At 62.4% G+C, this 23,297-nt stretch carries 20 protein-coding genes; 14 read left to right on the top strand and 6 right to left on the bottom strand.

All coding sequences use genetic code 11. The features are described from left to right. Positions 1–10 precede the first annotated feature (10 nt). From purH to HX805_RS07215, 4 genes are all read left to right on the top strand, one after another. Entirely contained in the window at positions 11–1,618 is a 1,608-nt protein-coding gene (gene purH, locus HX805_RS07230; RefSeq protein WP_003217323.1) for a bifunctional phosphoribosylaminoimidazolecarboxamide formyltransferase/IMP cyclohydrolase, read from the top strand. A gap of 184 nt (positions 1,619–1,802) precedes the next feature. After that, on the top strand, positions 1,803–3,095 hold the full coding sequence (gene purD / locus HX805_RS07225) for a phosphoribosylamine--glycine ligase (protein WP_003217326.1): 1,293 nt from the start codon (positions 1,803–1,805) through the stop codon (positions 3,093–3,095). Between the two features lie 102 nt (positions 3,096–3,197). After that, positions 3,198–5,972: a hybrid sensor histidine kinase/response regulator gene (locus HX805_RS07220; RefSeq protein ID WP_177116717.1), complete on the top strand. Its 2,775-nt coding sequence runs from the start codon at positions 3,198–3,200 to the stop codon at positions 5,970–5,972. 163 nt (positions 5,973–6,135) lie between these two features. Further along, entirely contained in the window at positions 6,136–6,732 is a 597-nt protein-coding gene (locus tag HX805_RS07215) for a MarC family protein (protein ID WP_003217330.1), read from the top strand. 1 nt (position 6,733) lies between these two features. Here the strand turns inward: HX805_RS07215 and HX805_RS07210 are convergent, their stop codons facing one another. The 5 genes from HX805_RS07210 to cobG all read right to left on the bottom strand — a co-directional run bounded on the left by HX805_RS07210 (position 6,734) and on the right by cobG (position 12,119). Continuing rightward, on the bottom strand, positions 6,734–7,525 hold the full coding sequence (locus HX805_RS07210; protein ID WP_102606174.1) for a hypothetical protein: 792 nt from the start codon (positions 7,523–7,525) through the stop codon (positions 6,734–6,736). A 302-nt stretch (positions 7,526–7,827) separates the two neighbouring features. Next, positions 7,828–9,468, bottom strand: a complete 1,641-nt coding sequence (gene cobJ / locus HX805_RS07205; protein ID WP_177049159.1) for a precorrin-3B C(17)-methyltransferase — start codon at positions 9,466–9,468, stop codon at positions 7,828–7,830. After that, entirely contained in the window at positions 9,468–10,199 is a 732-nt protein-coding gene (locus tag HX805_RS07200; RefSeq protein WP_003217336.1) for a precorrin-2 C(20)-methyltransferase, read from the bottom strand. The genes cobJ and HX805_RS07200 overlap by 1 nt, the downstream gene beginning before the upstream one ends. Then, complete coding sequence (locus tag HX805_RS07195) at positions 10,199–10,825, bottom strand: precorrin-8X methylmutase (RefSeq protein ID WP_003217338.1); 627 nt, start codon at positions 10,823–10,825, stop codon at positions 10,199–10,201. The genes HX805_RS07200 and HX805_RS07195 overlap by 1 nt, the downstream gene beginning before the upstream one ends. Continuing rightward, positions 10,818–12,119, bottom strand: a complete 1,302-nt coding sequence (gene cobG / locus HX805_RS07190; protein WP_371317068.1) for a precorrin-3B synthase — start codon at positions 12,117–12,119, stop codon at positions 10,818–10,820. The genes HX805_RS07195 and cobG overlap by 8 nt, the downstream gene beginning before the upstream one ends. A 95-nt stretch (positions 12,120–12,214) precedes the next feature. On the opposite strand from cobG, the gene cbiE reads away from it, so the two are divergent. The 4 genes from cbiE (at position 12,215) to HX805_RS07170 (ending at position 15,031) form a co-directional block, all read left to right on the top strand. Beyond that, positions 12,215–13,420, top strand: a complete 1,206-nt coding sequence (cbiE, locus tag HX805_RS07185) for a precorrin-6y C5,15-methyltransferase (decarboxylating) subunit CbiE (protein WP_177116716.1) — start codon at positions 12,215–12,217, stop codon at positions 13,418–13,420. Next, positions 13,417–14,142: a cobalt-precorrin-6A reductase gene (locus tag HX805_RS07180; protein WP_177080371.1), complete on the top strand. Its 726-nt coding sequence runs from the start codon at positions 13,417–13,419 to the stop codon at positions 14,140–14,142. The genes cbiE and HX805_RS07180 overlap by 4 nt, the downstream gene beginning before the upstream one ends. A 125-nt stretch (positions 14,143–14,267) precedes the next feature. Next, entirely contained in the window at positions 14,268–14,546 is a 279-nt protein-coding gene (locus HX805_RS07175) for a hypothetical protein (protein WP_003217345.1), read from the top strand. Next, complete coding sequence (locus tag HX805_RS07170) at positions 14,543–15,031, top strand: PIN domain-containing protein (RefSeq protein WP_003217347.1); 489 nt, start codon at positions 14,543–14,545, stop codon at positions 15,029–15,031. Before HX805_RS07175 ends, HX805_RS07170 begins: the two co-directional genes overlap by 4 nt. A 58-nt stretch (positions 15,032–15,089) precedes the next feature. Here the strand turns inward: HX805_RS07170 and HX805_RS07165 are convergent, their stop codons facing one another. After that, positions 15,090–15,329 (bottom strand): DUF6124 family protein, encoded by a 240-nt coding sequence (locus HX805_RS07165; RefSeq protein ID WP_003217349.1) that lies wholly within the window; start codon positions 15,327–15,329, stop codon positions 15,090–15,092. A gap of 600 nt (positions 15,330–15,929) precedes the next feature. Between HX805_RS07165 and HX805_RS07160 the strand changes: the two genes are divergently transcribed. From HX805_RS07160 to HX805_RS07135, 6 genes are all read left to right on the top strand, one after another. Next, positions 15,930–16,325: a DUF2946 domain-containing protein gene (locus HX805_RS07160; RefSeq protein WP_008439034.1), complete on the top strand. Its 396-nt coding sequence runs from the start codon at positions 15,930–15,932 to the stop codon at positions 16,323–16,325. A gap of 46 nt (positions 16,326–16,371) precedes the next feature. Continuing rightward, on the top strand, positions 16,372–16,854 hold the full coding sequence (locus tag HX805_RS07155) for a copper chaperone PCu(A)C (protein WP_003217354.1): 483 nt from the start codon (positions 16,372–16,374) through the stop codon (positions 16,852–16,854). A gap of 64 nt (positions 16,855–16,918) precedes the next feature. Then, positions 16,919–17,290 carry a DUF2946 domain-containing protein gene (locus HX805_RS07150; protein ID WP_087693135.1) on the top strand — a complete coding sequence of 124 codons (372 nt, stop codon included), beginning with the start codon at positions 16,919–16,921 and terminating at the stop codon, positions 17,288–17,290. A gap of 93 nt (positions 17,291–17,383) precedes the next feature. After that, on the top strand, positions 17,384–19,456 hold the full coding sequence (locus HX805_RS07145; protein ID WP_177080372.1) for a TonB-dependent copper receptor: 2,073 nt from the start codon (positions 17,384–17,386) through the stop codon (positions 19,454–19,456). A gap of 116 nt (positions 19,457–19,572) precedes the next feature. Further along, positions 19,573–20,955: a PepSY domain-containing protein gene (locus tag HX805_RS07140; RefSeq protein WP_177080373.1), complete on the top strand. Its 1,383-nt coding sequence runs from the start codon at positions 19,573–19,575 to the stop codon at positions 20,953–20,955. A 152-nt stretch (positions 20,956–21,107) separates the two neighbouring features. After that, complete coding sequence (locus HX805_RS07135) at positions 21,108–23,213, top strand: TonB-dependent siderophore receptor (RefSeq protein WP_177080374.1); 2,106 nt, start codon at positions 21,108–21,110, stop codon at positions 23,211–23,213. Positions 23,214–23,297 lie beyond the last annotated feature (84 nt).

Raw genomic sequence — 23,297 nt, 5'->3', positions numbered from 1 at the left:
GGAAATTGAAATGACCGACCAGACTACCCGCCTGCCGATCCGCCGTGCCTTGATCAGTGTCTCCGACAAGACCGGGATCCTCGAATTTGCCCGGGAGCTGGAAGCCCTGGGCGTGGAGATTCTCTCCACCGGCGGGACCTTCAAACTGCTGCAGGACAACGGCGTGGCCGCAGTGGAAGTGGCGGACTACACCGGTTTCGCAGAAATGATGGACGGTCGGGTCAAGACCCTGCACCCGAAAATCCACGGCGGGATCCTCGGTCGTCGCGGTATCGACGACGCCATCATGAGCGAGCACGGCATCAAGCCGATCGACCTGGTGGCCGTTAACCTGTACCCGTTCGAAGCCACCATCAACAAGCCAGGCTGCGACCTGCCGACCGCCATCGAAAACATCGATATCGGCGGCCCGACCATGGTTCGCTCGGCAGCCAAGAACCACAAAGACGTGGCCATCGTGGTGAACGCCAGCGACTACGCCAACGTACTGGAAAGCCTGAAAGCCGGCGGCCTGACCTACGCCCAGCGCTTCGACCTGATGCTCAAGGCCTTCGAACACACCGCTGCCTACGACGGCATGATCGCCAACTACATGGGCACCGTGAACCAGGCCGCTGAAACCCTCAGCACAGAAGGTCGCAGCCAGTTCCCGCGCACCTTCAACAGCCAGTTCATCAAGGCCCAGGAAATGCGCTACGGCGAGAACCCGCACCAGAGCGCGGCGTTCTATGTTGAGGCCAAGCCTGCTGAAGTCGGCATCGCCACCGCGACCCAACTGCAAGGCAAAGAGCTGTCGTACAACAACGTGGCCGACACCGACGCCGCGCTGGAATGTGTGAAGAGCTTCGTCAAGCCAGCCTGCGTGATCGTCAAGCACGCCAACCCGTGCGGCGTGGCCGTGAGCCCGGACGCTGAAGGCGGTATCCGCCAGGCGTACGAACTGGCCTACGCCACCGACACCGAGTCGGCCTTCGGCGGCATCATCGCCTTCAACCGTGAGCTGGACGCCGAGACCGCCAAGGCGATCGTCGAGCGTCAGTTCGTTGAAGTGATCATCGCGCCATCCGTCAGTGAAGAGGCTCGCGCCATCGTTGCCGCTAAGGCCAATGTGCGCCTGCTGGCGTGCGGCGAGTGGTCGGCCGAGCGTGCCGCTGCCTGGGACTACAAGCGCGTCAACGGCGGCTTGCTGGTACAGAGCCGCGACATCGGCATGATCGGCAGCGCCGATCTGAAAGTGGTGACCAAGCGCGCCCCGACCGAACAGGAAATCAACGACCTGATCTTCGCCTGGAAAGTCGCCAAGTACGTTAAATCCAACGCCATCGTCTACGCCAAGAACCGCCAGACCATCGGTGTCGGCGCGGGCCAGATGAGCCGCGTGAATTCGGCACGCATCGCTGCGATCAAGGCGGAACATGCCGGCTTGCAGGTGCAGGGTTCGGTGATGGCGTCCGACGCATTCTTCCCGTTCCGTGATGGCCTGGACAACGCCGCGAAAGCCGGTGTTACCGCCGTGATCCAACCGGGCGGCTCGATGCGTGACGCAGAAGTGATTGCAGCGGCTGATGAAGCCGGCATTGCCATGGTCTTCACCGGCATGCGCCACTTCCGTCACTGAGCCAACTCGATCGAAATGTGGGAGCTGGTTTTGTGGCGAGGGAGCTTGCTCCCGCTGGGGTGCGAAGCGCCCCCAAAAGCGGGCTCCAGCTGCGCTGTCGAACGGGAGCAAGCTCCCTCGCCACAAGTGTCCGGCTCCACATTAAAGCGCTCGTGCAGCGCCTACAGAATTTGAGGTTTTTGAAATGAATGTTTTGATCATTGGCAGCGGTGGCCGTGAACACGCCCTGGCCTGGAAAGTTGCCCAGGACCCACGTGTCCAGAAAGTTTTCGTCGCCCCCGGCAACGCCGGTACCGCCATTGAAGCCAAGTGCGAAAACGTCGCCATCGACGTGTTGGCCCTTGAGCAACTGGCGGACTTTGCCGAGAAAAACGTTTCCCTGACCATCGTCGGCCCGGAAGTGCCCTTGGTAGCTGGCGTTGTGGACCTGTTCCGCAGCCGCGGCCTGGACTGCTTCGGCCCAACCGCCGGCGCTGCCCAGCTGGAAGGCTCGAAAGCCTTCACCAAGGATTTCCTGGCGCGCCACAAGATCCCGACCGCCGACTACCAGAACTTCACCGAGATCGAGCCGGCCCTGGCCTACCTGCGTGAAGTCGGTGCACCGATCGTGATCAAGGCCGACGGCCTGGCCGCCGGTAAAGGCGTGATCGTCGCAATGACCCTGGCTGAAGCCGAAGACGCCGTGCGCGACATGCTCGCCGGCAACGCTTTCGGTGAAGCCGGTTCGCGCGTGGTGATCGAAGAATTCCTCGACGGCGAAGAAGCCAGCTTCATCGTGATGGTCGACGGCAAGAACGTACTGCCGATGGCCACCAGCCAGGACCACAAACGTGTGGGTGACGGCGACAGCGGCCCGAACACCGGCGGCATGGGCGCTTACTCCCCTGCTCCGGTAGTGACTGCCGAAGTGCACAAGCGCGTGATGGACCTGGTCATCTGGCCAACCGTGCGCGGCATGGCCGATGAAGGCAATGTATACACCGGTTTCCTGTACGCCGGCTTGATGATCGACAAGGCCGGCAATCCGAAAGTCATCGAGTTCAACTGCCGCTTCGGCGACCCGGAAACCCAACCGGTGATGCTGCGCCTGCAATCGAGCCTGGTGCTGTTGGTTGAAGCTGCGCTGGCCCAGGCCCTGGACAAGGTCGAAGCCCAGTGGGACCCGCGCCCGAGCGTCGGCATCGTGCTGGCCGCCGGCGGCTACCCGGCCGACTACGCCAAGGGCGATGTGATTGAAGGTCTGGACGCGGCTGCTACGCTGGAAGGCAAGGTGTTCCACGCGGGCACCGCGCTCAAGGATGGCAAGGTCGTCACCGCCGGTGGTCGCGTACTGTGCGCAACCGCCATGGGCAGCAGCGTAGATGCCGCTCAGCAACAGGCTTACAAGCTGGCGGCGAAGATCGACTGGAAAGGCTGCTTCTACCGCACCGACATTGGCTACCGCGCCATTGCCCGTGAGCGTGGCGAAAGTCAGTAAACAGCTATCCGTTCGGTTAGGCAGGGGCCTCTGGCCCTTGCCCTACGCTTGTGGCCCCGCGCATAGTTATACCCATGCATCAACCTACGAAGGGATTTCGCCGTGCGCTGGCTCAGGATCGCCATAGGTTTCACTGTCAGTCTGCTGACCTTGCTCTGCTTGCTCCCGGCCCAGGCCGCCGCACAAGGCAGTGGCTGGGCAGTATTGCTTGATGAACAGGCCGATCTGCAACTGAGCGACATCCGCTCGCCCCGCTACATCAATCAATTCAGCCCCATCGAACTGGACCGGATTACCGCCGCGCAACCGGACGGTGCGTTGTGGGTACGCTTCAGGCTGCAACCCGGCAAACACGAGCAAGTGCTGCGGGTATTCGCCCCTGACCTGTCACACCTGAACCTGTATGTACTCGACGGCGACACCCTGGTGGAGCAGGAAGCTACCGGCACCCGCCAGCCCCAGGCCAAGCGCCCGCTGCCCAGCAGCGACTTCATGCTGCCGATGCCGCAAAGCCAGAAGCCGCTGGACGTGTACCTGCGCATGGTCTCGGAACACGAGCTGCGCCCCTACATCACCCTTGAGCCGGCCGTGCTGGCTGCGGCCAACCAGAACCAGACGCTGATCTACGGGCTGCTGTTCGGTTGCCTGGTGATGCTGATCCTGCACAACCTCACCCGCTACGCCTACCATCGCTCCCGCAGCAGCCTGTGGCTCGCCGCCTGCGAATTGCTGTTGCTGCTGAGCCTTGCGCTGCTGCTCAACGTGCTGGGCCCGTGGTTGCCGAACTGGCACGCGGTACAAACCCCCGGTGCCTACCTCGCCCTGCTGCTGACCGCGCCATGCGGGCTGATGTTTGCCTACCGCTTCTTTGCGCCACTGGGCCCGCATCCGCTGAACAAGCTGTTGATGGCCGACATCCTGCTGATCGTCCTGACCGGCCTGTTGCTGCTGTTCGTCAACACCTTGCCCCTGAACATCATCACCTACGCCCTGGTGGCGCTGGCCGGCCTGAGCATGTTGTTCGTCTCGGCCTATCACTGGCAAAAGGGCTACCGCCCAGCGCGCCTGTTCATGCTGGCGATGGTGATCTTCAACATCGGCACGCTGATTATTCTCCCGGCCTTGCTGGGCCTGACGCTGGTGCCGCCACAAGGCTTGATCATCACCCTGCTCGGCTTTATCTGCCTCAGTGGCCTGTTGATGAGCCTGGCCCTGGGCGAACGCCAGCGCGCCATCACCGAAGACAACTTCAGCCTCAGCCGCGACCTGGCGGCCAGCAACGCCGAAATCGCCGCCAAGGCCGAATTCCTGGCGAAGATCAGCCACGAAATCCGCACCCCCATGAACGGCGTGCTGGGCATGACCGAACTGCTGCTGGGCACCCCGCTTTCAGTCAAGCAACGCGACTACGTGCAAACCATCCACAGCGCCGGCAACGAACTGCTCACCCTGATCAACGAGATTCTCGACATCTCCAAGCTGGAATCCGGGCAGATCGAATTGGACGATGTGCAGTTCGACCTCAACGCGCTGATCGAAGACTGCCTGAGTATTTTCCGCGCCAAGGCCGAGCAGCAGAACGTCGAGCTGATCAGCTTTATCCAGCCCCAGGTACCCCGGGTGATCAGCGGCGACCCGACGCGGCTGCGCCAGGCACTGTTGAGCCTGCTGGAAAATGCCCTGCAAAAAACCGATGAAGGCGAAGTACTGATCGTCGTCGCACTGGACGAGCGCAGCAGCAAACCGCGCCTGCGCATTGCCGTGCAAGACAGCGGCCTGCCGATGGAACCCGCCGAGCGCGACGCCCTGCTGCACAGCGAGTTGCACAGCAAGAACTTCCTCTCTGCCACCCGCCTGAGCGGCCATCTGGGCCTGGTCATTGCCCGCCAGCTGATCCTGTTGATGAACGGCGAATTCGGCATCAAGAGTGGCAGCCAGCAAGGCAGCACCCTGTGGCTGACCTTGCCGCTGGACCCGGAACGCCTGGAGCACCCGACCTCCGACCTCGACGGCCCGCTCAAGGGCGCGCGCGTGCTGGTGGTGGACGACAACGACACCTGCCGCAAAGTGCTGGTGCAGCAATGCACGGCCTGGGGCCTGAACGTGAGTGCGGTGCCTTCGGGCAAGGAAGCCCTGGCGCTGCTGCGCACCAAGGCGCACCTGCGGGACTATTTTGACGTGGTGCTGCTGGACCAGAACATGCCCGGCATGACCGGCATGCAACTGGCGGCGAAGATCAAGGAAGACCCGAGCCTGAACCACGACATCCTGCTGATCATGCTCACCGGCATCAGCAATGCGCCGAGCAAGATCATCGCGCGCAACTGCGGGATCAAGCGCATCCTCGCCAAACCCGTGGCCGGCTATACCCTCAAGACCACCCTTGCCGATGAATTGACCCAGCGCAGCAAGGGCTCCGTGCAACCACGCCAGCCGGCGATCAGCGCGCCGGCCCCGGTGACCGTGCCAAGTGATTTCCGGATCCTGGTGGCGGAGGACAACAGCATCTCCACCAAGGTGATTCGCGGCATGCTCGGCAAGCTCAACCTGCTGCCGGACACCGCCAGCAACGGCGAAGAAGCCCTGCAGGCAATGAAGGCCCAGCGCTACGACCTGGTGTTGATGGACTGTGAAATGCCGATCCTCGACGGCTTCTCCGCGACCCAGCAACTGCGCGCGTGGGAAGTCAGCAACCAGCGGATTCGTACGCCAATCGTGGCACTCACCGCGCACATTCTTTCGGAACATAAAGAGCGTGCACGCCAGGCCGGGATGGACGGGCACATGGCCAAGCCGGTGGAGTTGTCGCAATTGCGCGAGTTGGTGGAGTACTGGGTGGCACAGCGCCAACAGCGGCCAGAGCACGCACCTACCTGACCTGAAATACGCTCTCCCTGTGGGAGCTGGCTTGCCTGCGATAGCGGTGCATCAGACACCTGATTTTTTGGCTGATACACCGTCATCGCAGGCAAGCCAGCTCCCACATTTGTTCCGTGGCGCCTGATAGACTCCCCACTCGTCCCCGCCGCGAGCCGCGCCCATGCTCCATGTGCTATTCAGCGTTTACCTGAAGATGCTGGTGCTCTACAGCCCCTTCTTCGTGCTCTCCTGCTTTATCAGCCTGACTCGCGGTTACTCCAGCAAGGAGCGGCGGCGCCTGGCCTGGAAAGTGGCCCTCGCCACCCTGGTATCGAGCGTGTTGCTCTACCTGTTCGGCCGGGTGATTTTCAGTGTGTTCGGCATCACCGTCGACGCCTTCCGCATCGGCGCCGGCAGTGTGCTGTTCATCTCGGCCCTGGGCATGGCCCAGGGCAAGTCGGCGGTGCAGACCGACAACGTGCAGCAGGACGTGACCATCGTGCCGCTGACCATTCCCCTGACCGTCGGCCCCGGCACCATCGGTGCGCTGCTGGTGATGGGCGTCAGCCAGCCGCACTGGGACGACAAGATCACCGCGATCCTCAGTATCGCCCTGGCCAGCCTGACGGTGGGCGTGGTGCTGTACCTGTCCAACCGTATCGAACGCATCCTCGGCGACCAGGGCTTGCAGATTGTCAGCCGGTTGATGGGGCTGTTCGTGTGCGCCCTGGCCGCACAAATCATCTTCACCGGTGTACGCGGTTACCTGGTGCCGTAGATCAAATCCTGTAGTTGGCGATAGCCAGGCGGACCTTGTCCCCTGCGCTGTCCCGCAGCAGTTGAATCGTGTCTTCGTTGACCACCGAGCTGTTCAGCACCAGGCACGTGCGGCCACTGAAGGCCTCGACGGATGCACTGTCCCACTCCAGAAACGGTATGCCCAGTTGCTTGCTGACGCCGTGGGAGCTGTACGTCACCAGCACCATCGAAACTTCCCCGGCGATTTCCGAGCAGGACGCCAAGCCGAAATCGCCACCGTCACGCGTGGTGGTATTTCGCTTGAATAACTCAAATGAGGCCGGGAGCTGCTTCAAGGCTTCAACCGCCTCCGCCACCCGTTTGGGCAATACACTGATCAGCGGCCCCGATAGAAACGTCGAGGCCACGGTGGCCGCCATCAGGTTCAGCGCCGCCAGCTGTACCGACAGCCCCTTGCGAGAGGTGTACACCCGCTCGAAACTGCTCCTGACCGGCATCCAGCCGAGGCTGCTCATGACCTTGATGAATTCGTTGTACCAGGCCTCTGTGCCCCGGGCGACCCGCAGCACATCGCTGACGTAGCTGCTCGCCAGCAAATAGCTTTTGCGGGTGTACTCCTTGTTGAGGCTGGTCATGCCTTGCACAAACGACATGACGCTGTTGTTCACCACCGCCGCGTCCAGCTCATCATCCGCCTCGGGCTTCACCGGCGCGCTCAACCCCGACGCCAGGCCGGGCGCGCCCGGAAGCCGGTAAGCGGCAATCAGCTTCCTCCTTTTTGCGCTGTTGATCCGTTTGTTGTTTCGCTCCATAGCCATTTCTCCATAACCCCCAACATGGGGCTCAACGCCAACACTAGTCGACTTGCCGGGGATTTTGAGCTGCTGGAAATTGACCACGGGACGCGCCACGACCCGCAGGAAAAATCACTGCAGGCGGCGCAGCTGAGTAAACGCTGGGGATGAGGCGGCGGCACACAAAAGCGCCGTGCTTTTCTTCAAGCCGTAGAGAAAGGTATGACTTGAGCCGATGCAAAAAAACCTCGGCAAGCAGACCTTTCCGGCATCAATGACTGACGTTTCAAGGCGGCCCCATGGCGGGGCCGCCGTTGTTTTCAGGAGGCGGGTTTCTCGCCGTACCAACGTGGCGTGTAGACCCACTCGCCACCACCTGCCCGCGCAAAGACGCAGGTGGTGGACGAACCGATCAGCACCATGGTGCGCATGTCCACCTGCTCCGGCGTCAGTTGCCCCAGGGTGGTGACTCGCAGGGTCTGGCCCGGGCGACCGATGTCACGGCCCAAGACCACCGGTGTTTCAGGCGTGCGGTGCTGCGCGACGATTTCCAGGGCGCGTCCCAACTGCCAGGGCCGCGCACGGGAGATCGGGTTATAGAACGCCAGCGCCAGGTCGGCCTGGGACGCCAGGTCCAGGCGCTTCTCGATGATCGACCAGGGTTTGAGGTTGTCCGACAGTGACATCACACAGAAGTCATGCCCCAGCGGTGCACCTGCCTGGGCCGCCGTGGCGAGGGATGCCGACACGCCCGGCAAAATCTCCAGGTCGACCTGATGCCAGGCCGGGTCGCCGGACTCGTGCAAGGCTTCGATCACCGCAGCGGCCATGGCAAATACACCGGGGTCACCCGAAGACACCACCACCACCGAACGCCCCTGCGCCGCCAGCTCAAAGGCATGACGCGCGCGCTGCATCTCTTCGCGATTGTCGGTGCAATGCTGGATCTGGTCCGCGCGGAACGGCCCGGCCATGCGCACATAGGTTTCGTAACCCAGCACGTCGGTACAGCGGGCCAGCTCGGCTTTTACTGCCGGTACCATCAGTTCGGCAGCGCCGGGGCCCAGACCGATCACCGCGAGGCGGCCACGGGGACGACCGATCAGGGACAGGTCCAGAGGGGCCTCGGCCACCGTGATCGCGATGTCCGCCTGAGGCGCCAGATCGGCGAAGCGCAATGGCACGCCCAGCTCCAACGCCGCTTCGTGCAATGACGAATCGGCCATCTCCGTTTCAGCCGCCAGCAGGCAAGCCAGGGACTGCACGGCGAGCCCGGCATCCTGCAACGCCGCACGAATTCGCCCGGCCAGTTGCGGCCCCGGCTGGCAGGTAACCAACACCGTCTTCGGATAAATCAGCAACTCATTGGCCGCAGGTGTGCGCTCGGCACTGCCGACGTGAATCGCCAGGCGCGCCTGTTGATCCTGGGGCAAGTTGGCCTGATCCAGCCACGGCGCCGCGCCTTCAATGCGTACTGATTCGCCAGCCAGCAAATCCGAGACAAAGCGTTTGCCCAGTTCCAGATCCCCCAGCTGATAACCATGGGGCGGGTTAAGCAGGCAGGTACCAAAACGCAGCTCGCCACTGGTGGTGATCGCGGCGGCAACGTCCAGGGCAGCGGCGATTTCCCGCGCCATCACGTTTACACCACCGAGGCCACCGAGCAACGGCACCACCGCGCTGCCGTCTTCGGCGACGGCCAGTACAGCAGGCTCGACGCCCTTCTCCAGCAACAGCGGCGCCAGGGTGCGGATCACAATCCCGGCGGCGCACAGGGCGATGATCGGCGTGCCCTGTTGATACAACTGGCGCACGCTGGCGCCGAATTCGTTATAGGCCTGATCTGCACCCTCGACCCGCCCGGCCAGGCCGTGGATCAGCGCGTCGGGATACACCTGCTGGATAGCGCGGGCCGTGGCGAGGCTGCCCTGCCCCAGGATGACAATCGCGGGAGCCGTCATCAGCCTTGCCACCTTTCACCGGGAACGATGATCAGCGAGAAATACGGCGAGGACGTCGGATCGACCTGATCCAGGGCGACGATTTTCTGATTGGCCATGGTCGCGCGCTCGACGTACAACGCCCGGCTCGCCAATCCCAATTCTTCCAGTACCTGACGCACCTTGGTGAAGTTGCGCCCCAGCTTCATGATAACCGCCGCGTCGGCATCCGCCAGGCGACGCTTGAGTTCGTCATGGGGCAGCACGCCGGAAAGCACCGACAGGCTCTGGTTGCGATACACCAACGGTGCGCCCAGTACAGAGGCGCCACCGAGCATCGAGCACACACCCGGGATCACCTGGGCTTCGTAGCGCTCGGCCAGGCGGTCGTGCAAATACATGTAGGAGCCGTAGAAGAACGGGTCGCCTTCACAGATCACCGCCACATCGCGCCCCGCGTCCAGGTGTGCCGCAACGTCGACACTGGCGGTGTCGTAGAAATCGCTGATCACTTGCTCGTAGGACAGCGGCGCCGGCAACACTTCAGTGGTGACCGGGTACACCAGCGGCATCAGGGTTTGCTGGGGCACCAAATGGTCTTCGATGATGCCGAAGGCGTTGCCCTTCTTGCCCTTGGCCACGAAGTACGCCACCACCGGCGATTCGCGCAGCAGGCGCAGGGCTTTGAGGGTAATCAGTTCCGGATCGCCGGGGCCTACGCCCAGGCCGATCAAACGTCCGCGTGCCGGCATCATTCGACCTCCGTGGCCAAGGCGTTGACCGCGGCGGCGGCCATCGCACTGCCGCCGAGGCGGCCCTGCATGATCACGAACGGTACGCCGCGGCTGTCTGCCGCCAGCATCGCCTTGGATTCGGCGGCGCCGACAAAGCCCACCGGGAACCCGAGGATCAGTGCAGGTTTTGGCGCGCCGGCGTCGAGCATTTCCAGCAGGTAAAACAGCGCTGTCGGCGCATTGCCGATCACCACCACACTGCCTTCCAGGTGCGGGCGCCACAGCTCCAGGGCGGCGGCGGAACGGGTGTTGCCCAGCTCGCGGGCCAACTCCGGCACGCTGTCGTCGCGCAGGGTGCAGATCACCTGATTGTTGGCCGGCAGGCGCGTACGGGTCACGCCTTCGGAGACCATCCGCGCATCACACAGGATCGGCGCGCCAGCGGCCAGGGCTTCGCGCCCGGCCTTGCCGGCACCTTCGGAAAATTGCAGGCCGTCGATGGCGTCGACCATGCCGCAGGCATGAATCACCCGCACCGCGAGTTTTTCCAGGTCGGCAGGGATGCGATCAAGCCGGGCTTCTGCGCGAATGATCGCGAAGGAGTTGCGATAGATCTCCTGACCGTCGCGGATGTAATCAATCATCGGTGTTGCTCCGTGGGTGAGCGCGCAACAAGGCGCCCGCCGCTTCAATAGAAAGAGTGCGCGCGTGCAGGCGGCCGAAACCGGGCAGGCCTGCGTCGCGAAAATAGAGGTCGTAGTGGCCGGGACTTACCGCCAGCAGGGTGACCGGCGCGGTGTGTGCGGCCGCGCAGGAACGCGGGCAGCCGGACAGGTGCACGCTGTGGCCGGGCGCTAGCGCGGCCAGTTGCACGGCGTCGGCCTTGGTGTCGGACAGGCCTTTGGCGCAACCGCCGGCGCCGGTGCAGGCGATCATCCGTGCGAGGGGTTGGTCCACCGAACACAAAAAGCCAAGCTGTTCGAGGCGTTCGGTGACAGCCGCCGCATCCTGGATATTGGGCAGCAGCAGGCCTTGCCATGGCGTGACACGCAAGGTGGCGTCGCCATGGTCGACGGCCAGTTGCGCAGCGCCCCTGAGCATCGCCGAATCCAGGCGGCCCAAGGGTGCGACGGCGGCGACGTAGACCTGGTTTTTTTGGCGCTGTGGATAACTTCCCAGGTGCAGCGGCGCGGAGTTGGAGTGCCTTGAAAAGCCATCAACCGGCTGCAATGGCATATTCAGCTGCCGCAAAAAGTTATCCACAGCGGTTTCAGCCAGCAGATGGCGCATACGGGTCTGATCAGGCCGGGCCAGTTCAAGGAACCGTTCCAGCACCGCCACCACCAGTGCATGCCCTTGCGCCAAAGGTACCGCCGCCAAGGGCGCTTCCCGCGCCGGGCAGCCTGCCAGGCCGAATGCCAACAGCGTGTTGCCATTGGCATCGAAGGCTGACAGCCACAGGTCGTGATGATGCTCGAGCATCGCCAGGGCTTCACCGCCGTCCAGTTGCACGGCGAACTTGGCCGACAGCTCATGGAAACGCGGGTGGGTTTCCAGGGTGGTGAGGATCTGGTCGGCCAACGGTCGGGTATCGAACAGCATCTCGCGGTCAATGCCGGCACTGGGGCTGAGCATCAGGTTGCGCACATCATCACCGGCGGCACGCTTGGGGCCCAGGTCGGCGGCCAGCAAGGCGGCGATCAATGCATCCTGTTCGGCGCCGATCCCGCGAATCTGCAGGTTGGCGCGGTTGGTCGCCTCGATCACCCCGCCGGCATGGGCCTGGGCGGCGTCGGCCACGGCAAACGCCTGCTCGGCACGGATCAAACCGCCCGCCAGTTTGATGCGGCAAATCCCGCCATCCAACGCCTGGACAATACGCAGCAACCCCGGACAGGCCGAGGGGCGCAAGGTATTGGACGGTGGTATTGGTTTCACGGGGCTACCGGTTCACGGGTAAAGGCGCGGTATTATGCCTGCTTTGTCCGGCGGCATGAAAAGCCTGCCCGTCGGATGTCGTTCAAGGAATTCATATGTCGCCCTGGCTGACGGTAGTAGGCATCGGTGAAGACGGCTTCAAGGGCCTGGGCAGAAACGCCCGGCACGCCCTGTTGCGCGCCTCGCGCATTATTGGCGGGCAACGCCAGCTGGACTTGTTGCCGGTGTGCATCCGTGGCGAACGCCAGGTGTGGCCCAGCCCGTTTTCCCTGGAGCCGGTGCTGGCCAGGCGTGGTGAAGCGGTGTGCGTGCTGGCCAGCGGCGACCCGATGTTCTATGGCGTGGGTGCGAGCCTGGCGCGGCAGGTGCCGGCCGATGAGCTGCTGATTCTGCCGGCGCCCTCTTCCGTGTCCCTGGCGGCGGCGCGCCTGGGCTGGCCGTTGCAAGAGGTAGTGACGCTGTCGGTGGTTGCCCGGCCGATGGCGGCGCTGAATGCGCATCTGGCCAACGGCGTGCGTTTGCTGGTGCTGAGCAATGACGGCCAGAGCCCGGCGGCGATTGCCACACAATTGGCCGAGCGCGGGTTTGGCGCAAGTCGCCTGAGTGTGTTTGAACACCTCGGCGGGCCGGATGAGCGGCGCATCGACGGCATCGCCCGGGATTGGCCTGGCGAACCGATTGCCGCGTTGAATCTGCTGGCCATCGACTGCGTGGCCGACGCCAACACAGCGCGCCTGTCACGCCTGGCAGGGCTGCCGGACTCGGCCTTCAGGCACGACGGCCAACTGACCAAGCGCGACGTGCGCGCCATGACCCTCGCCCGCCTCGCGCCGATGCCCGGCGAACTGCTGTGGGACGTGGGCGCGGGCAGCGGCTCCATCGGGATCGAATGGATGCGCGCCCACCCCAGCTGCCGCGCCCTGGCCATCGAGGCCGATGAAGGCCGGCAACTGTTGATCGAACATAACCGTGATGCCCTTGGCGTCCCCGGCCTGCAACTGATTCGCGGCACCGCGCCCCACGCCCTGAACGGGCTGGAAGCGCCGGACGCCATCTTCATCGGCGGCGGCGTCACCCGCGACGGCGTGCTCGACACTTGCTGGCAACACCTGCGCCCGGGCGGCCGGCTGTTGGCCAACGCCGTGACCCTGCAAAGTGAAATGACCCTGATGGCCTGGCGCGAACAACACGGCGGCGAGCTGACCCGCATTCATGTGGCCCAGGCCCAGCCACTGGGGGGCTTTGATACCTGGCGCCAGGCGCTGCCGATCACCCTGCTGGAAGTGATCAAGCCGCTATGAAACGCATCCTGCTGTTGGGCGGCGTGACGGAAGCCCTGGCCATCGCCCGCACACTGGGGCCCGAACATATCTACAGCCTGGCGGGTGTTGGCCGCGTTCCCACCGACCTTACGTGCCAGGTGCGCGTCGGTGGCTATGGCGGCGCGGAAGGTTTGGCGCAGTTCATTCGCGATGAAGGTATCGAGCTGGTGCTGGACGCGACCCATCCGTATGCCGCACAGATCAGCGCCAATGCCGCCCGTGCTGCGGGTGTGTGTGGCATTCCCTGCTGGGCCCTGCGCCGCCCGGCGTGGCAGCCACAGGCCGGTGATGACTGGCGCGAAGTCAGTGACTGGGCGGAGTTGATTGAAGCCCTGAAACCCTTCAAGCGACCACTGTTCACGCTGGGCCGTGAACCGTTGCAACACCTCGACGAAATCCCCGCCGAGCAGTTCTGGACGCTGCGCGCACTGGATGTGTACCCCGGCAATGAACGCTGCGAAGTGATCGGCGCCCGTGGGCCGTTTTTGATCGAGGATGAGCGGGCATTGTTTGAGCGACGGCAGATTGATGTGCTGATCAGCAAGAACAGCGGCAGCACGGCTACCGAGCCGAAGCTGGAAGTGGCACGGGAGCGGGGGGTGCCGGTGTTGGTGTTGAGGCGGCCGGTGTTGGTGGCGGTGGATCAGGAGCTTTTGTCGCCCGCAGAAACAATCGAGTTATTGGCAGATTTCATTCGATAGATCAGGATCATCGCCCACCTCTATCAACTCTATTTGTGACTAAAGGGACGGCGATGAATCCACAACATGAAGTGCTACACTCCAGAAACAGTTCAAGCCAGACTCAATTCTATTCAGGAGCTGACATGATAGACGTCAAAGAAGCCGTGCAAGTTGCCAAGGCAGCAGCCAATGACTTTCTCGGCCAGGAAACAGTGCTTCAGGACTTGATGCTTGAGGAAGTCGAGTTAAACCCAGGCGACAAAACGTGGGCAATAACACTTGGCTTCAATGTTCCAGCCCCTGATAAATATCAACGATTAGGCGCATCTTTAGCGGGACAAATGTACGCAAGAAAATATAAAACATTCTTCATTGACTCGGAGACTGGCGAGTTCCGCTCCATGAAGATCCGCGAAGTATGATCGAAACATATATCCGGCAATATCGAAGAAAAGGAATCATAGTCGACACTAACCTGCTGCTCTTGGCACTGATCGGAGGCACACCCAGTATTGCAGGCTTCAAAAGAACAAGCGGGTACACCGCCAAAGATTACAAACTTCTGCTTAACGTGATTGATCAATTCGAAAAGCTTATTTCAACTCCTCATATACTTGCGGAAGTCAGCAACCTTACAAACGGGCTTTATGGGAGCAAGCTTCACGACTTCTACGCAACATTAAAAAAATCATTATCGACAGTCATTGAGATTCACTGCCCTGCTCTTGATATAAGTTGCGATTATGAGCTGTCGCCCTACGGACTTACCGACGTCGGTATTATCTGTGCAGCCAAAGATAATTATCTAGTTTTGACAGATGACCTAAGAGTCGCTGGATTTGCTCATCAGCACAGCGTAGATGTCGTGAACTTTAATCACATACGGGAAGCAAGCTGGGACGTTTAAAGGCGTCTCATGGGATCATTCCCACACATCAGCGCAGGAACGATCGATCATCGAAGTGTTAAATGCGTTTTCCGCCACCTTCGTGCACCCGATCAGCCAGTAACTCCGCCAGCTCGATCAACTGAGCGACGCCCAACAACTCCTCTCGCTTCGATCCTTCCAGGCTAAACGCCAAGTCGCAACTCAGCGCGTTGGCCGAGGCGAGTGTTTCAATGAGGTTGACCAACAGGTCTTCGGTGCTGATTCCGTCGGCTACGGTGAACAGCCGAAAGGGGGGATTGGGGGTAGGTTTAATCATTGTGAAGCTCCTAAGGGATGTGAAGCTGCCACTGATCGCCGCGACGCGATGGAAGGTGGCAGCTGTGCGCAGGTTCGCGGACCGGTCCCTAGGCAACCCGGCATACCCGAAGGTATCCCGCGCACAGCCACCATAGCGCCGCACAGTAGACGATAAAAAAGCGTCAACTGAAAGCAGACGATGGCGCTTAGCGCCTATAGGATCCGGGCCGCGACGCCCGACCACTGAGTTTGCAGTGGTGTTCGGAGACTAGAGATTGAGTTTCCCAAGGACAACCGCCAATCACTGTCGGAAATTTCTGTGGAGGGCCTCCACATTCGAATCGAACACAATCCAAACTGTGGGAGCTGGCTTGCCTGCGATAGCATCACCTCGTTCCAGCAGGAAGACCGAGTCGCCTGTATCGCAGGCAAGCCAGCTCCCACAGCATTCAGCTGTCGCACTAAACATCGCGGCCCATTTGAAAAAAATGGAAATCCTTGATTCCCGTCTATCCTCAAACCCAGCACTGCGACACCAAACCACACCGCCCCTTTTTACTTATCCTCCCCGATCAGGCTAAATACCCACCTGATCGCTTAACCCTACGGATTGTCCGCCATGGCCCGTCAACGCTTTGCAATTGCCTGGATAGCCTGCCTTGCAGTGCTGTTCAATGCGTTTGCCATGCCGCTGGCGGGTGCGATGCAGCAGGCGGATGACCCGGTCAAGCAACTGCTGTGGGGCAGTTTCTGCTCCTCCAATGCCAACAAGCTGACGGCCATTGCCCTGGGCAAGCTGGAGATTCCGGCGCCGCAGCAGGACGATCACTCCACCATGCAGCATTGCTGGTGCTGCTCGGGCTCGGCGCCATTAGTGGCGCTGCCGGGGCATTCACCAACACTGTATTTCGCAAGATTCGACGCGGTGCAAGACCTGCCGCCGCCGTCATTGCAATCCCCCACCCCGCGCCAGCAATGGCCGAGCCTTAACCCCCGCGCCTCTCCAACGGTCTGATTTCTTCGCAAGTGAACTGCGTTTAGAACCGTTCTGGAGAACTGCCATGCTCAAATCTTCCCTGCTTCTGGCTGCGTTGTTGCTGCCGGTGTGTGCTGCTGCCAATGCCGAAGACTTCAAGGTCGGCGAACTGGTGGTCAGCGAACCCTGGTCTCAGGAACTGCCGCCCAATGCGCCGACCGTCGCGGCGTATTTCGTGATTCATAACCAGGGCGAGCATGCGGATCGCTTGCTCAGCGTCGACACGCCCGTGGCCGCCAAGGCCGAACTGCATGAGCATGTGATGCAGGGCGATCTGATGAAGATGCAGCAAGTGACCAGCGTCGCGGTGCCGGCCAAAGGTGACCTGACGTTCGCGCCCATGGCCTACCACGTGATGCTGCTGGACCTGAAGGACCGCAGCATTTTGCGCGACGGCCAGCATTTTCCGCTGACCCTGAACTTTGAAAAGGCCGGGCCAGTGAAGGTGGAAGTGTCAGTGCAGAAGCAGCCGCCCATGGCCGGCCACGAACACATGCACGCCCAATAGATAAACCTTGATGGGCGCCCCACGCGCCAGGTTGTCCCCGCACCGCCGTAAGCCTGTAGGCCTTATGCGCGGCAGCTGGATCAGCCTGTTCGCCATGCTGATGATCTTTATCGGTCCGCTGATTTCCCAAGCGATGCCGATGGATCATCACGCCGGCATGTCGATGGAAATGTCCATGGACGCGCCGAGCTGCCATGGCGCCGCCAAGCCTGCGACCGATCACCACAAAGCACCCGACGAACACCACGTGCTCTGGGAAAAGTGCGGCTATTGCAGCCTGCTCTTCAGTTGCCCGGCGCTGCCTGGCAGCGTGTCGTTTGTCACCCTCGGCAGCCCGCCGCCCGCCAACGCCCTGACCCCCGCCCCACGCCTGGGCCATGCCCGGCAAACCGTGTTCCCCGGTGCCCGCAGCCGTGCCCCGCCCATCATCACGTAAGCACTTCACACCGTTACTTCACCCCGGCCGACTTTAGACAGACAGCCGCAGGCTGCTGGCCGTGTTGTTTACGAATGAATGATGGAATTTTTCATGTCCAGGTTTTCTGCTGACACCCGTTTGGGATGTACTCCCGTTTTCGCCGTTCTGTGTGGCGCGCTGCTGGTTCCTCAGGTCCACGCCGACGAGCCTGCCGACCAGAACGAACTGAGCCCGACGGTGATCACCGCCATTGCCCCCAGCTCACCACTGACCGTCGTCACCAACCCGAAAGACCCGCGCCAACCGGTGCCCGCCAGCGATGGCGGCGACTACCTCAAGACCATCCCCGGCTTCGCCCTGGTGCGCAACGGCGGCACCAACGGCGACCCGGTGCTGCGGGGCATGTTCGGCTCACGCCTGAACATCCTCACCAACGGCAGCATGATGCTCGGCGCCTGCCCCGGCCGGATGGACGCGCCCACCTCCTATATCTCACCGGAAACCTACGACAAGCTGACGGTGATCAAGGGCCCGCAAACCGTGCTCTGGGGCCCGGGTGCTTCAGCCGGCACGGTCCTGTTCGAGCGCGAGCCCGAGCAATTCGGCGAGCTGGGCACGCGGGTCAACGCCAGCATCCTGGCGGGCTCCAACGGGCGTTTCGACAAAGTCGTCGACGCAGCAGCCGGCGGGCCGCTGGGTTATGTGCGGGTGATCGGCAACCAGGCCCACGCCGATGACTACAAGGACGGCAACAACGACACCGTCGCCTCGCGCTACGACAAGTGGAACGGCGACGTGGCCGTGGGCTGGACCCCGGACGCCGACACCCTGCTGGAACTCACCGCCGGCCGTGGCGATGGCGAAGCCCGCTACGCCGGGCGTGGCATGGACGGTTCGCAGTTTTTGCGCGAGAGCCTCGGATTACGCTTCGAGAAATCGAACATCGGCGAGGTGCTGGATAAGGTCGAAGCGCAGGTCTACTACAACTACGCCGACCACGTGATGGACAACTACACCCTGCGCGTCCCGTCGGGCACCGGGATGATGGCCGGTCCCATGGCGGCCAACGTCGACCGCCGCACCCTCGGCGCCCGTATCAAGGCCACCTGGCGCTGGGCCGATGTGCAGTTGATCAGCGGCATTGATGCACAAACCAACGAACACCGCGAACGCAGCGCCATGGGCGTCGACACCTACAAGGACCTGCCCCGCAGCAAGGACGCCAACTTCCACAACTACGGGGTGTTCGGCGAACTGACCTGGTACGCCGCCGACCGCGACCGCCTGATCACCGGCGCCCGCGTCGACCGCGCCTCGGCCAAGGATTTCCGGCAAACCATCAGCTCCGGGATGATGAGCAGCCCCAACCCCACCGCCGGTAAAACCCGCGCCGATACGCTGCCGTCCGGCTTTGTGCGCTACGAGCACGATCTGGCGGACAGCCCTGCCACCCTGTACGCGGGGCTTGGGCATTCGGAGCGTTTCCCTGATTACTGGGAGCTGTTTTCTCCCGACACCGGGTCGGTCGGTTCCGTGAATGCCTTCGACGGTGTGAAGCCTGAAAAAACCACCCAGCTGGATTTTGGCCTGCAATACAAATCCGCCGATCTCGATGCCTGGGCCTCGGGCTACGTCGGCCAGGTACGTGATTTCATCCTGTTCGACTACCAGCCGGGAATGATGGGCACCACCTCCCAGGCGCGCAATGTGGACGCGCGAATCATGGGCGGTGAATTGGGCGCAGCCTACAAGCTGACCGCCAACTGGAAGGCCGATGCCACCTTCGCCTACGCCTGGGGCAAGAACACCAGCGACGGCAAACCGCTGCCGCAGATCCCGCCGCTGGATGCGCGCTTCGGGCTCACCTACAGCCAGGACGACTGGAGCGCCGGCGCCTTGTGGCGGGTGGTCGCGGCGCAAAACCGCATCGACCAGAACAAGGGCAACGTGGTGGGCAAGGACTTCGACAAAAGCTCGGGGTTTGGCGTGTTTTCGCTGAACGGGGCGTATCGCATCAACAAGAATTTCAAGGTCAGCACCGGCGTCGACAACCTGTTCGGCAAGGCGTACGCCGAGCACTTGAACCTGGCCGGCAACGCCGGGTTCGGCTACCCGGCCAATGACCCGCAAGCCATCAAGGAACCGGGGCGCACGCTCTGGACCAAGGTGGACATGAGCTTCTAAGCGCATCGCAGGCAAGCCAGCTCCCACAGTTGCAATGCATTCCCCTGTGGGAGCGGGCTTGCCCGCGATGGCGTCCTCGATAACACAAAAAATCCAAGCCTTTGCGGAGCACCCTGATGAACCCACCGAAGATTTCCTTCTACAACCTGGCCTGGCGCTGGCATTTCTACGCCGGGCTGTTTGTCGCGCCGTTCATGGTGCTGCTGGCCCTGACCGGCATCATCTACCTGTTCAAACCCCAACTCGACCCGCTGATGTACGGCAACCTGCTGACCGTGCACAGCGCCGAACACGCGCTGAGTGCCGACGAGCAACTGCAACGTGCCCAGGCTGCCTATCCACAAGGCAAGATCAGCAAGTACCTGCCACCTGCCGACGCCACCAGCAGCGCGCAATTCGTGATGCACAACGACGGGCGCGAAGTGACGGTATTCGTCGACCCGTATCGCGGCACCGTGCTCGGCGAACAGGACGCCAAGTACAACCTGCAAGCCATCGCCCGTGCGCTGCATGGTGAGTTGATGATCGGCACCGTCGGCGATCGCCTGGTGGAACTGGCCGCCGGCTGGGGTGTGATGCTGGTGATTTCGGGCGTGTATCTGTGGTGGCCGCGAGGCAAGTCGGCGGCGGGCATTCTGTGGCCACGGCTGGGCAGTCGCGGCCGCTTGTTCTGGCGCGATCTGCACGCGGTCGCCGGTTTCTGGGGCGCGGCGTTCCTGCTGGTGATGCTGCTCAGCGGCATGACCTGGACCGGCTTCTGGGGCAAGCAATACACCGAGCTGTGGAATAAATTCCCGGCGGCGATGTGGAACAACGTGCCGCAGTCCGACCAGCAGGCCCGCAGCCTCAACACCGCGAGCCAACAAACCGTGCCGTGGGCCATGGAAAACACGCCGATGCCGATGTCTGGCGAGCATGCCGAGCACATGAAGCACGCCGGCATGAGCCAGGGCCCGGCAGCCCCGAGTATCCGCCTGCAACAGGTGGTCGACCTCGCCAACTCACGCAAGGTCGAGCCCGGCTACAGCATCACCTTCCCCACCACTGCCGAAGGCGTGTTCACCCTCGCGGTGTTCGCCAACGACCCGCGCAATGACGCCACCCTGCATGTGGACCAATACTCCGGCAAGGTCCTGGCCGATGTGCGCTGGGAGCACTACAACAGCGTGGCGCGGGTTACCGAATCGGGCGTGATGCTGCACGAAGGCAAGATGTTTGGCGTGGTCAATCAGATCATCGTGCTGCTGATTTGCCTGATGATCCTGCTCAGCGCCGTCAGCGGTGTGGTGATCTGGTGGAAGCGTCGGCCACAGGGCAGCCTGGGGGTTCCACCGTTGCGCCATGACCTGCCGAAATGGAAAACCGCGATGGTGATCATGCTCGGGCTGGCGATTGTCTTTCCGCTGGTGGGCGCCTCGCTGATCGTGGTCTGGGCACTGGATCGCTTGGTGCTTTCACGGTGGTTTGGCCAACGTGAATCTGCCTCAGGTTCAGCGTGAAACAGACGAGATGCCCTACCTAGAGGCGTTATGTAGTCTTACGCGGGCTTTCGCCCACGCCGCACAAAGTGTTATATTGTAACACTTAATGTGTTCTCCCACTCGCCGCGCCCTGCGGCGAGTACCGTCTCGAAGAAGCGATTTATCGTCCGATGAACAAGTACCTTGCGTCCGGCCTGTGCCTGCTCGCCCTGCAAAACACTGCCCAGGCCCTGACGCTTCCCGCCAGTGCCGTCTCAGCCCCCGCCGTCGACGACGAGCGCGTCGACCTGAACACCCCGACCACGGCAGGTTCACGCCTGAACCTCACGGCCCTGCAAACCCCGGGCAGCGTTGAAAGCCAGACCGGCGAGCAGATTCGCGCACGGGGCGATGCCACGGTGCAGGACGCGATTTCCCGGGCCACCGGCATCAGCCGCACCGGCACGCCGGGCGACGGTGGTACCTCGTTGTCGGCACGCGGGTTCACCGGCCAGAGCTCGGTGCTGCAGTTGTACGACGGCGCGCGCATGTTCGATGGCGCGGGCACTTCCACCTTCCCGGTGGACACCTGGTCCGTTGAGCGGGTGGACGTACTGCGCGGCCCGGCCTCGGTGATGTACGGCCAGGGCGCCACCGGCGCGGTGATCAACACCATCGCGAAGAAACCCTTCGAGGGCGAGATCGAAAACCATATCCGCCTGGGCTACGGTTCTTATGACCGCCAGCAGCAAGCCCTCGACAGCGGCGGCTCGCTGACCGACACCCTGAGCTATCGCCTGAACATCAACCGCCTGCGCAGCAACGGTTTCATCGACCGCGGCGAGTCCGGCAGCGACTTCGTCAGCGGTGCCCTGCGCTGGCAGGCGGCGGACAACCTGAGCTTCACCCTGGCCTCCGACTACGGCGACCAGACCCCGCAAAACGACTACGGCACACCGCTGATCAACGGCCAGTTGCACAAGGGCCTGCGGGACAAGAACTACAACGTCAGCAACGATATCCAGCACTACAACGACCAGTGGACGCGCCTGACCAGCGAGTGGCAGATCAACGACAACGTCACCGCCACCAACGAACTGTCCTACCTGAAAAACCAGCGGCGCTGGCAGAACGCCGAGAGCTACAACTACGTCGACGGCGGCCTGGTGCGCCAGAGCTACCTGGGCATCAAGCACAACCAGGAACAGGTGGGCGACCGCCAGACCTTCACCTTCAAACACACGCTGTTCGGCCTCGACAGCCAGACGGTGACGGGGGTGGAGTACAACCGCATTCGCTTCCGCCTGGCCAGCAACTCGCCGTTCGATGATCTGACGAACGCCGGCCAACCGGTGGACATCAACCACCCGGTACCGCAGCCGTTTGAAAGCGCCAGCCCCTTCATTCCGCAGTCCGTCAGCACCACCAAACAGCTGGCTGCGTTCGCCGAAAACCGCCTGCAACTGACCGATAAACTGTCGCTGATCACCGGCGTGCGCCGCGATTACCTGCACATCGACAGTGACTCCCTGGTGGATGGCAGCGACTCCAACAAGACCTTTACCGGCAACAACTGGAAAGCCGGCCTGGTCTACGCGATCACCCCGGACACCTCGGTCTACGGCCAATACGCCACCAGCACTGACGGCGTTGGCAGCCTGATCACCCTGAGCCCGAGCCAGCAGCAGTTCGGCCTGTCCACCGCCAAGCAAACCGAGATCGGCCTCAAGCAGGCGTTCTGGGATTCCCGTGGTGAATGGACCCTGGCGGCCTACCACATCGTCAAAAAGAAACTGTTGGTGAGCGTTCCAGGCACCACCCTCAAGGAACAAGTCGGCCAGCAATCCTCCAACGGCCTGGAAGCCAGCCTCGACCTGCAACTGCCCAATGCCTGGCAACTGCAAGCCAACGCTGCGATCGTGCGGGCGCAGTACGACGACTTCGCCGAAGTGGTCAACGGCCAGTCCGTGTCCCGCGACGGCAACCGCCCCACCGACGTGCCGCGTCGCACCGCCAACCTGTGGCTGAGCAAGGCCATCACTGACGACGTGCGTGCCGGTGCGGGTGTGCGTTATGTAGACTCGCGTTTCGCCAACACCGCCAACACCAGCGAAGTGCCGAGCTACACCGTGGTCGACGCCAGCGTTTCATGGAAAGCCATGCGCAACACGACATTGGGCCTGCAATTGAATAACCTGTTCGACCGCACTTACGCCGTCAGCCAATACAACGACGGCCAGCAATGGATCCTGGGCGAGCCGCGCTCGTTCTTCGTGACGGCGGACTACACCTTCTAACTGAACGCAACACTGTCCAAATGTGGGAGCGGGCTTGCTCGCGAATGCGGTGTGTCAGGCACTGTATCTGTTACTGATCCACCG

Origin of the sequence: Pseudomonas sp. G5001, from assembly GCF_013385475.1 — a bacterium.
GTDB lineage: Bacteria > Pseudomonadota > Gammaproteobacteria > Pseudomonadales > Pseudomonadaceae > Aquipseudomonas.
Note: the sequence above shows the minus strand (reverse complement) of the source record. Positions and strands in the feature narration are given on the sequence as shown.

What these genes read in the sequence shown, in the direction of transcription:
- HX805_RS07140 (WP_177080373.1), top strand. Translation starts at nt 19,573, where the DNA reads ATGAACCCACCGAAGATTTCCTTCTACAACCTGGCCTGGCGCTGGCAT.
- HX805_RS07150 (WP_087693135.1), top strand. Translation starts at nt 16,919, where the DNA reads ATGCGCGGCAGCTGGATCAGCCTGTTCGCCATGCTGATGATCTTTATC.
- HX805_RS07155 (WP_003217354.1), top strand. Translation starts at nt 16,372, where the DNA reads ATGCTCAAATCTTCCCTGCTTCTGGCTGCGTTGTTGCTGCCGGTGTGT.
- HX805_RS07135 (WP_177080374.1), top strand. Translation starts at nt 21,108, where the DNA reads ATGAACAAGTACCTTGCGTCCGGCCTGTGCCTGCTCGCCCTGCAAAAC.
- purD (WP_003217326.1), top strand. Translation starts at nt 1,803, where the DNA reads ATGAATGTTTTGATCATTGGCAGCGGTGGCCGTGAACACGCCCTGGCC.
- HX805_RS07175 (WP_003217345.1), top strand. Translation starts at nt 14,268, where the DNA reads ATGATAGACGTCAAAGAAGCCGTGCAAGTTGCCAAGGCAGCAGCCAAT.
- cobJ (WP_177049159.1), bottom strand. Translation starts at nt 9,468, where the DNA reads ATGACGGCTCCCGCGATTGTCATCCTGGGGCAGGGCAGCCTCGCCACG.
- HX805_RS07160 (WP_008439034.1), top strand. Translation starts at nt 15,930, where the DNA reads ATGGCCCGTCAACGCTTTGCAATTGCCTGGATAGCCTGCCTTGCAGTG.
- HX805_RS07170 (WP_003217347.1), top strand. Translation starts at nt 14,543, where the DNA reads ATGATCGAAACATATATCCGGCAATATCGAAGAAAAGGAATCATAGTC.
- HX805_RS07145 (WP_177080372.1), top strand. Translation starts at nt 17,384, where the DNA reads ATGTCCAGGTTTTCTGCTGACACCCGTTTGGGATGTACTCCCGTTTTC.
- HX805_RS07200 (WP_003217336.1), bottom strand. Translation starts at nt 10,199, where the DNA reads ATGCCGGCACGCGGACGTTTGATCGGCCTGGGCGTAGGCCCCGGCGAT.
- purH (WP_003217323.1), top strand. Translation starts at nt 11, where the DNA reads ATGACCGACCAGACTACCCGCCTGCCGATCCGCCGTGCCTTGATCAGT.
- HX805_RS07210 (WP_102606174.1), bottom strand. Translation starts at nt 7,525, where the DNA reads ATGGAGCGAAACAACAAACGGATCAACAGCGCAAAAAGGAGGAAGCTG.
- HX805_RS07180 (WP_177080371.1), top strand. Translation starts at nt 13,417, where the DNA reads ATGAAACGCATCCTGCTGTTGGGCGGCGTGACGGAAGCCCTGGCCATC.
- HX805_RS07195 (WP_003217338.1), bottom strand. Translation starts at nt 10,825, where the DNA reads ATGATTGATTACATCCGCGACGGTCAGGAGATCTATCGCAACTCCTTC.
- cbiE (WP_177116716.1), top strand. Translation starts at nt 12,215, where the DNA reads ATGTCGCCCTGGCTGACGGTAGTAGGCATCGGTGAAGACGGCTTCAAG.
- HX805_RS07165 (WP_003217349.1), bottom strand. Translation starts at nt 15,329, where the DNA reads ATGATTAAACCTACCCCCAATCCCCCCTTTCGGCTGTTCACCGTAGCC.
- HX805_RS07215 (WP_003217330.1), top strand. Translation starts at nt 6,136, where the DNA reads ATGCTCCATGTGCTATTCAGCGTTTACCTGAAGATGCTGGTGCTCTAC.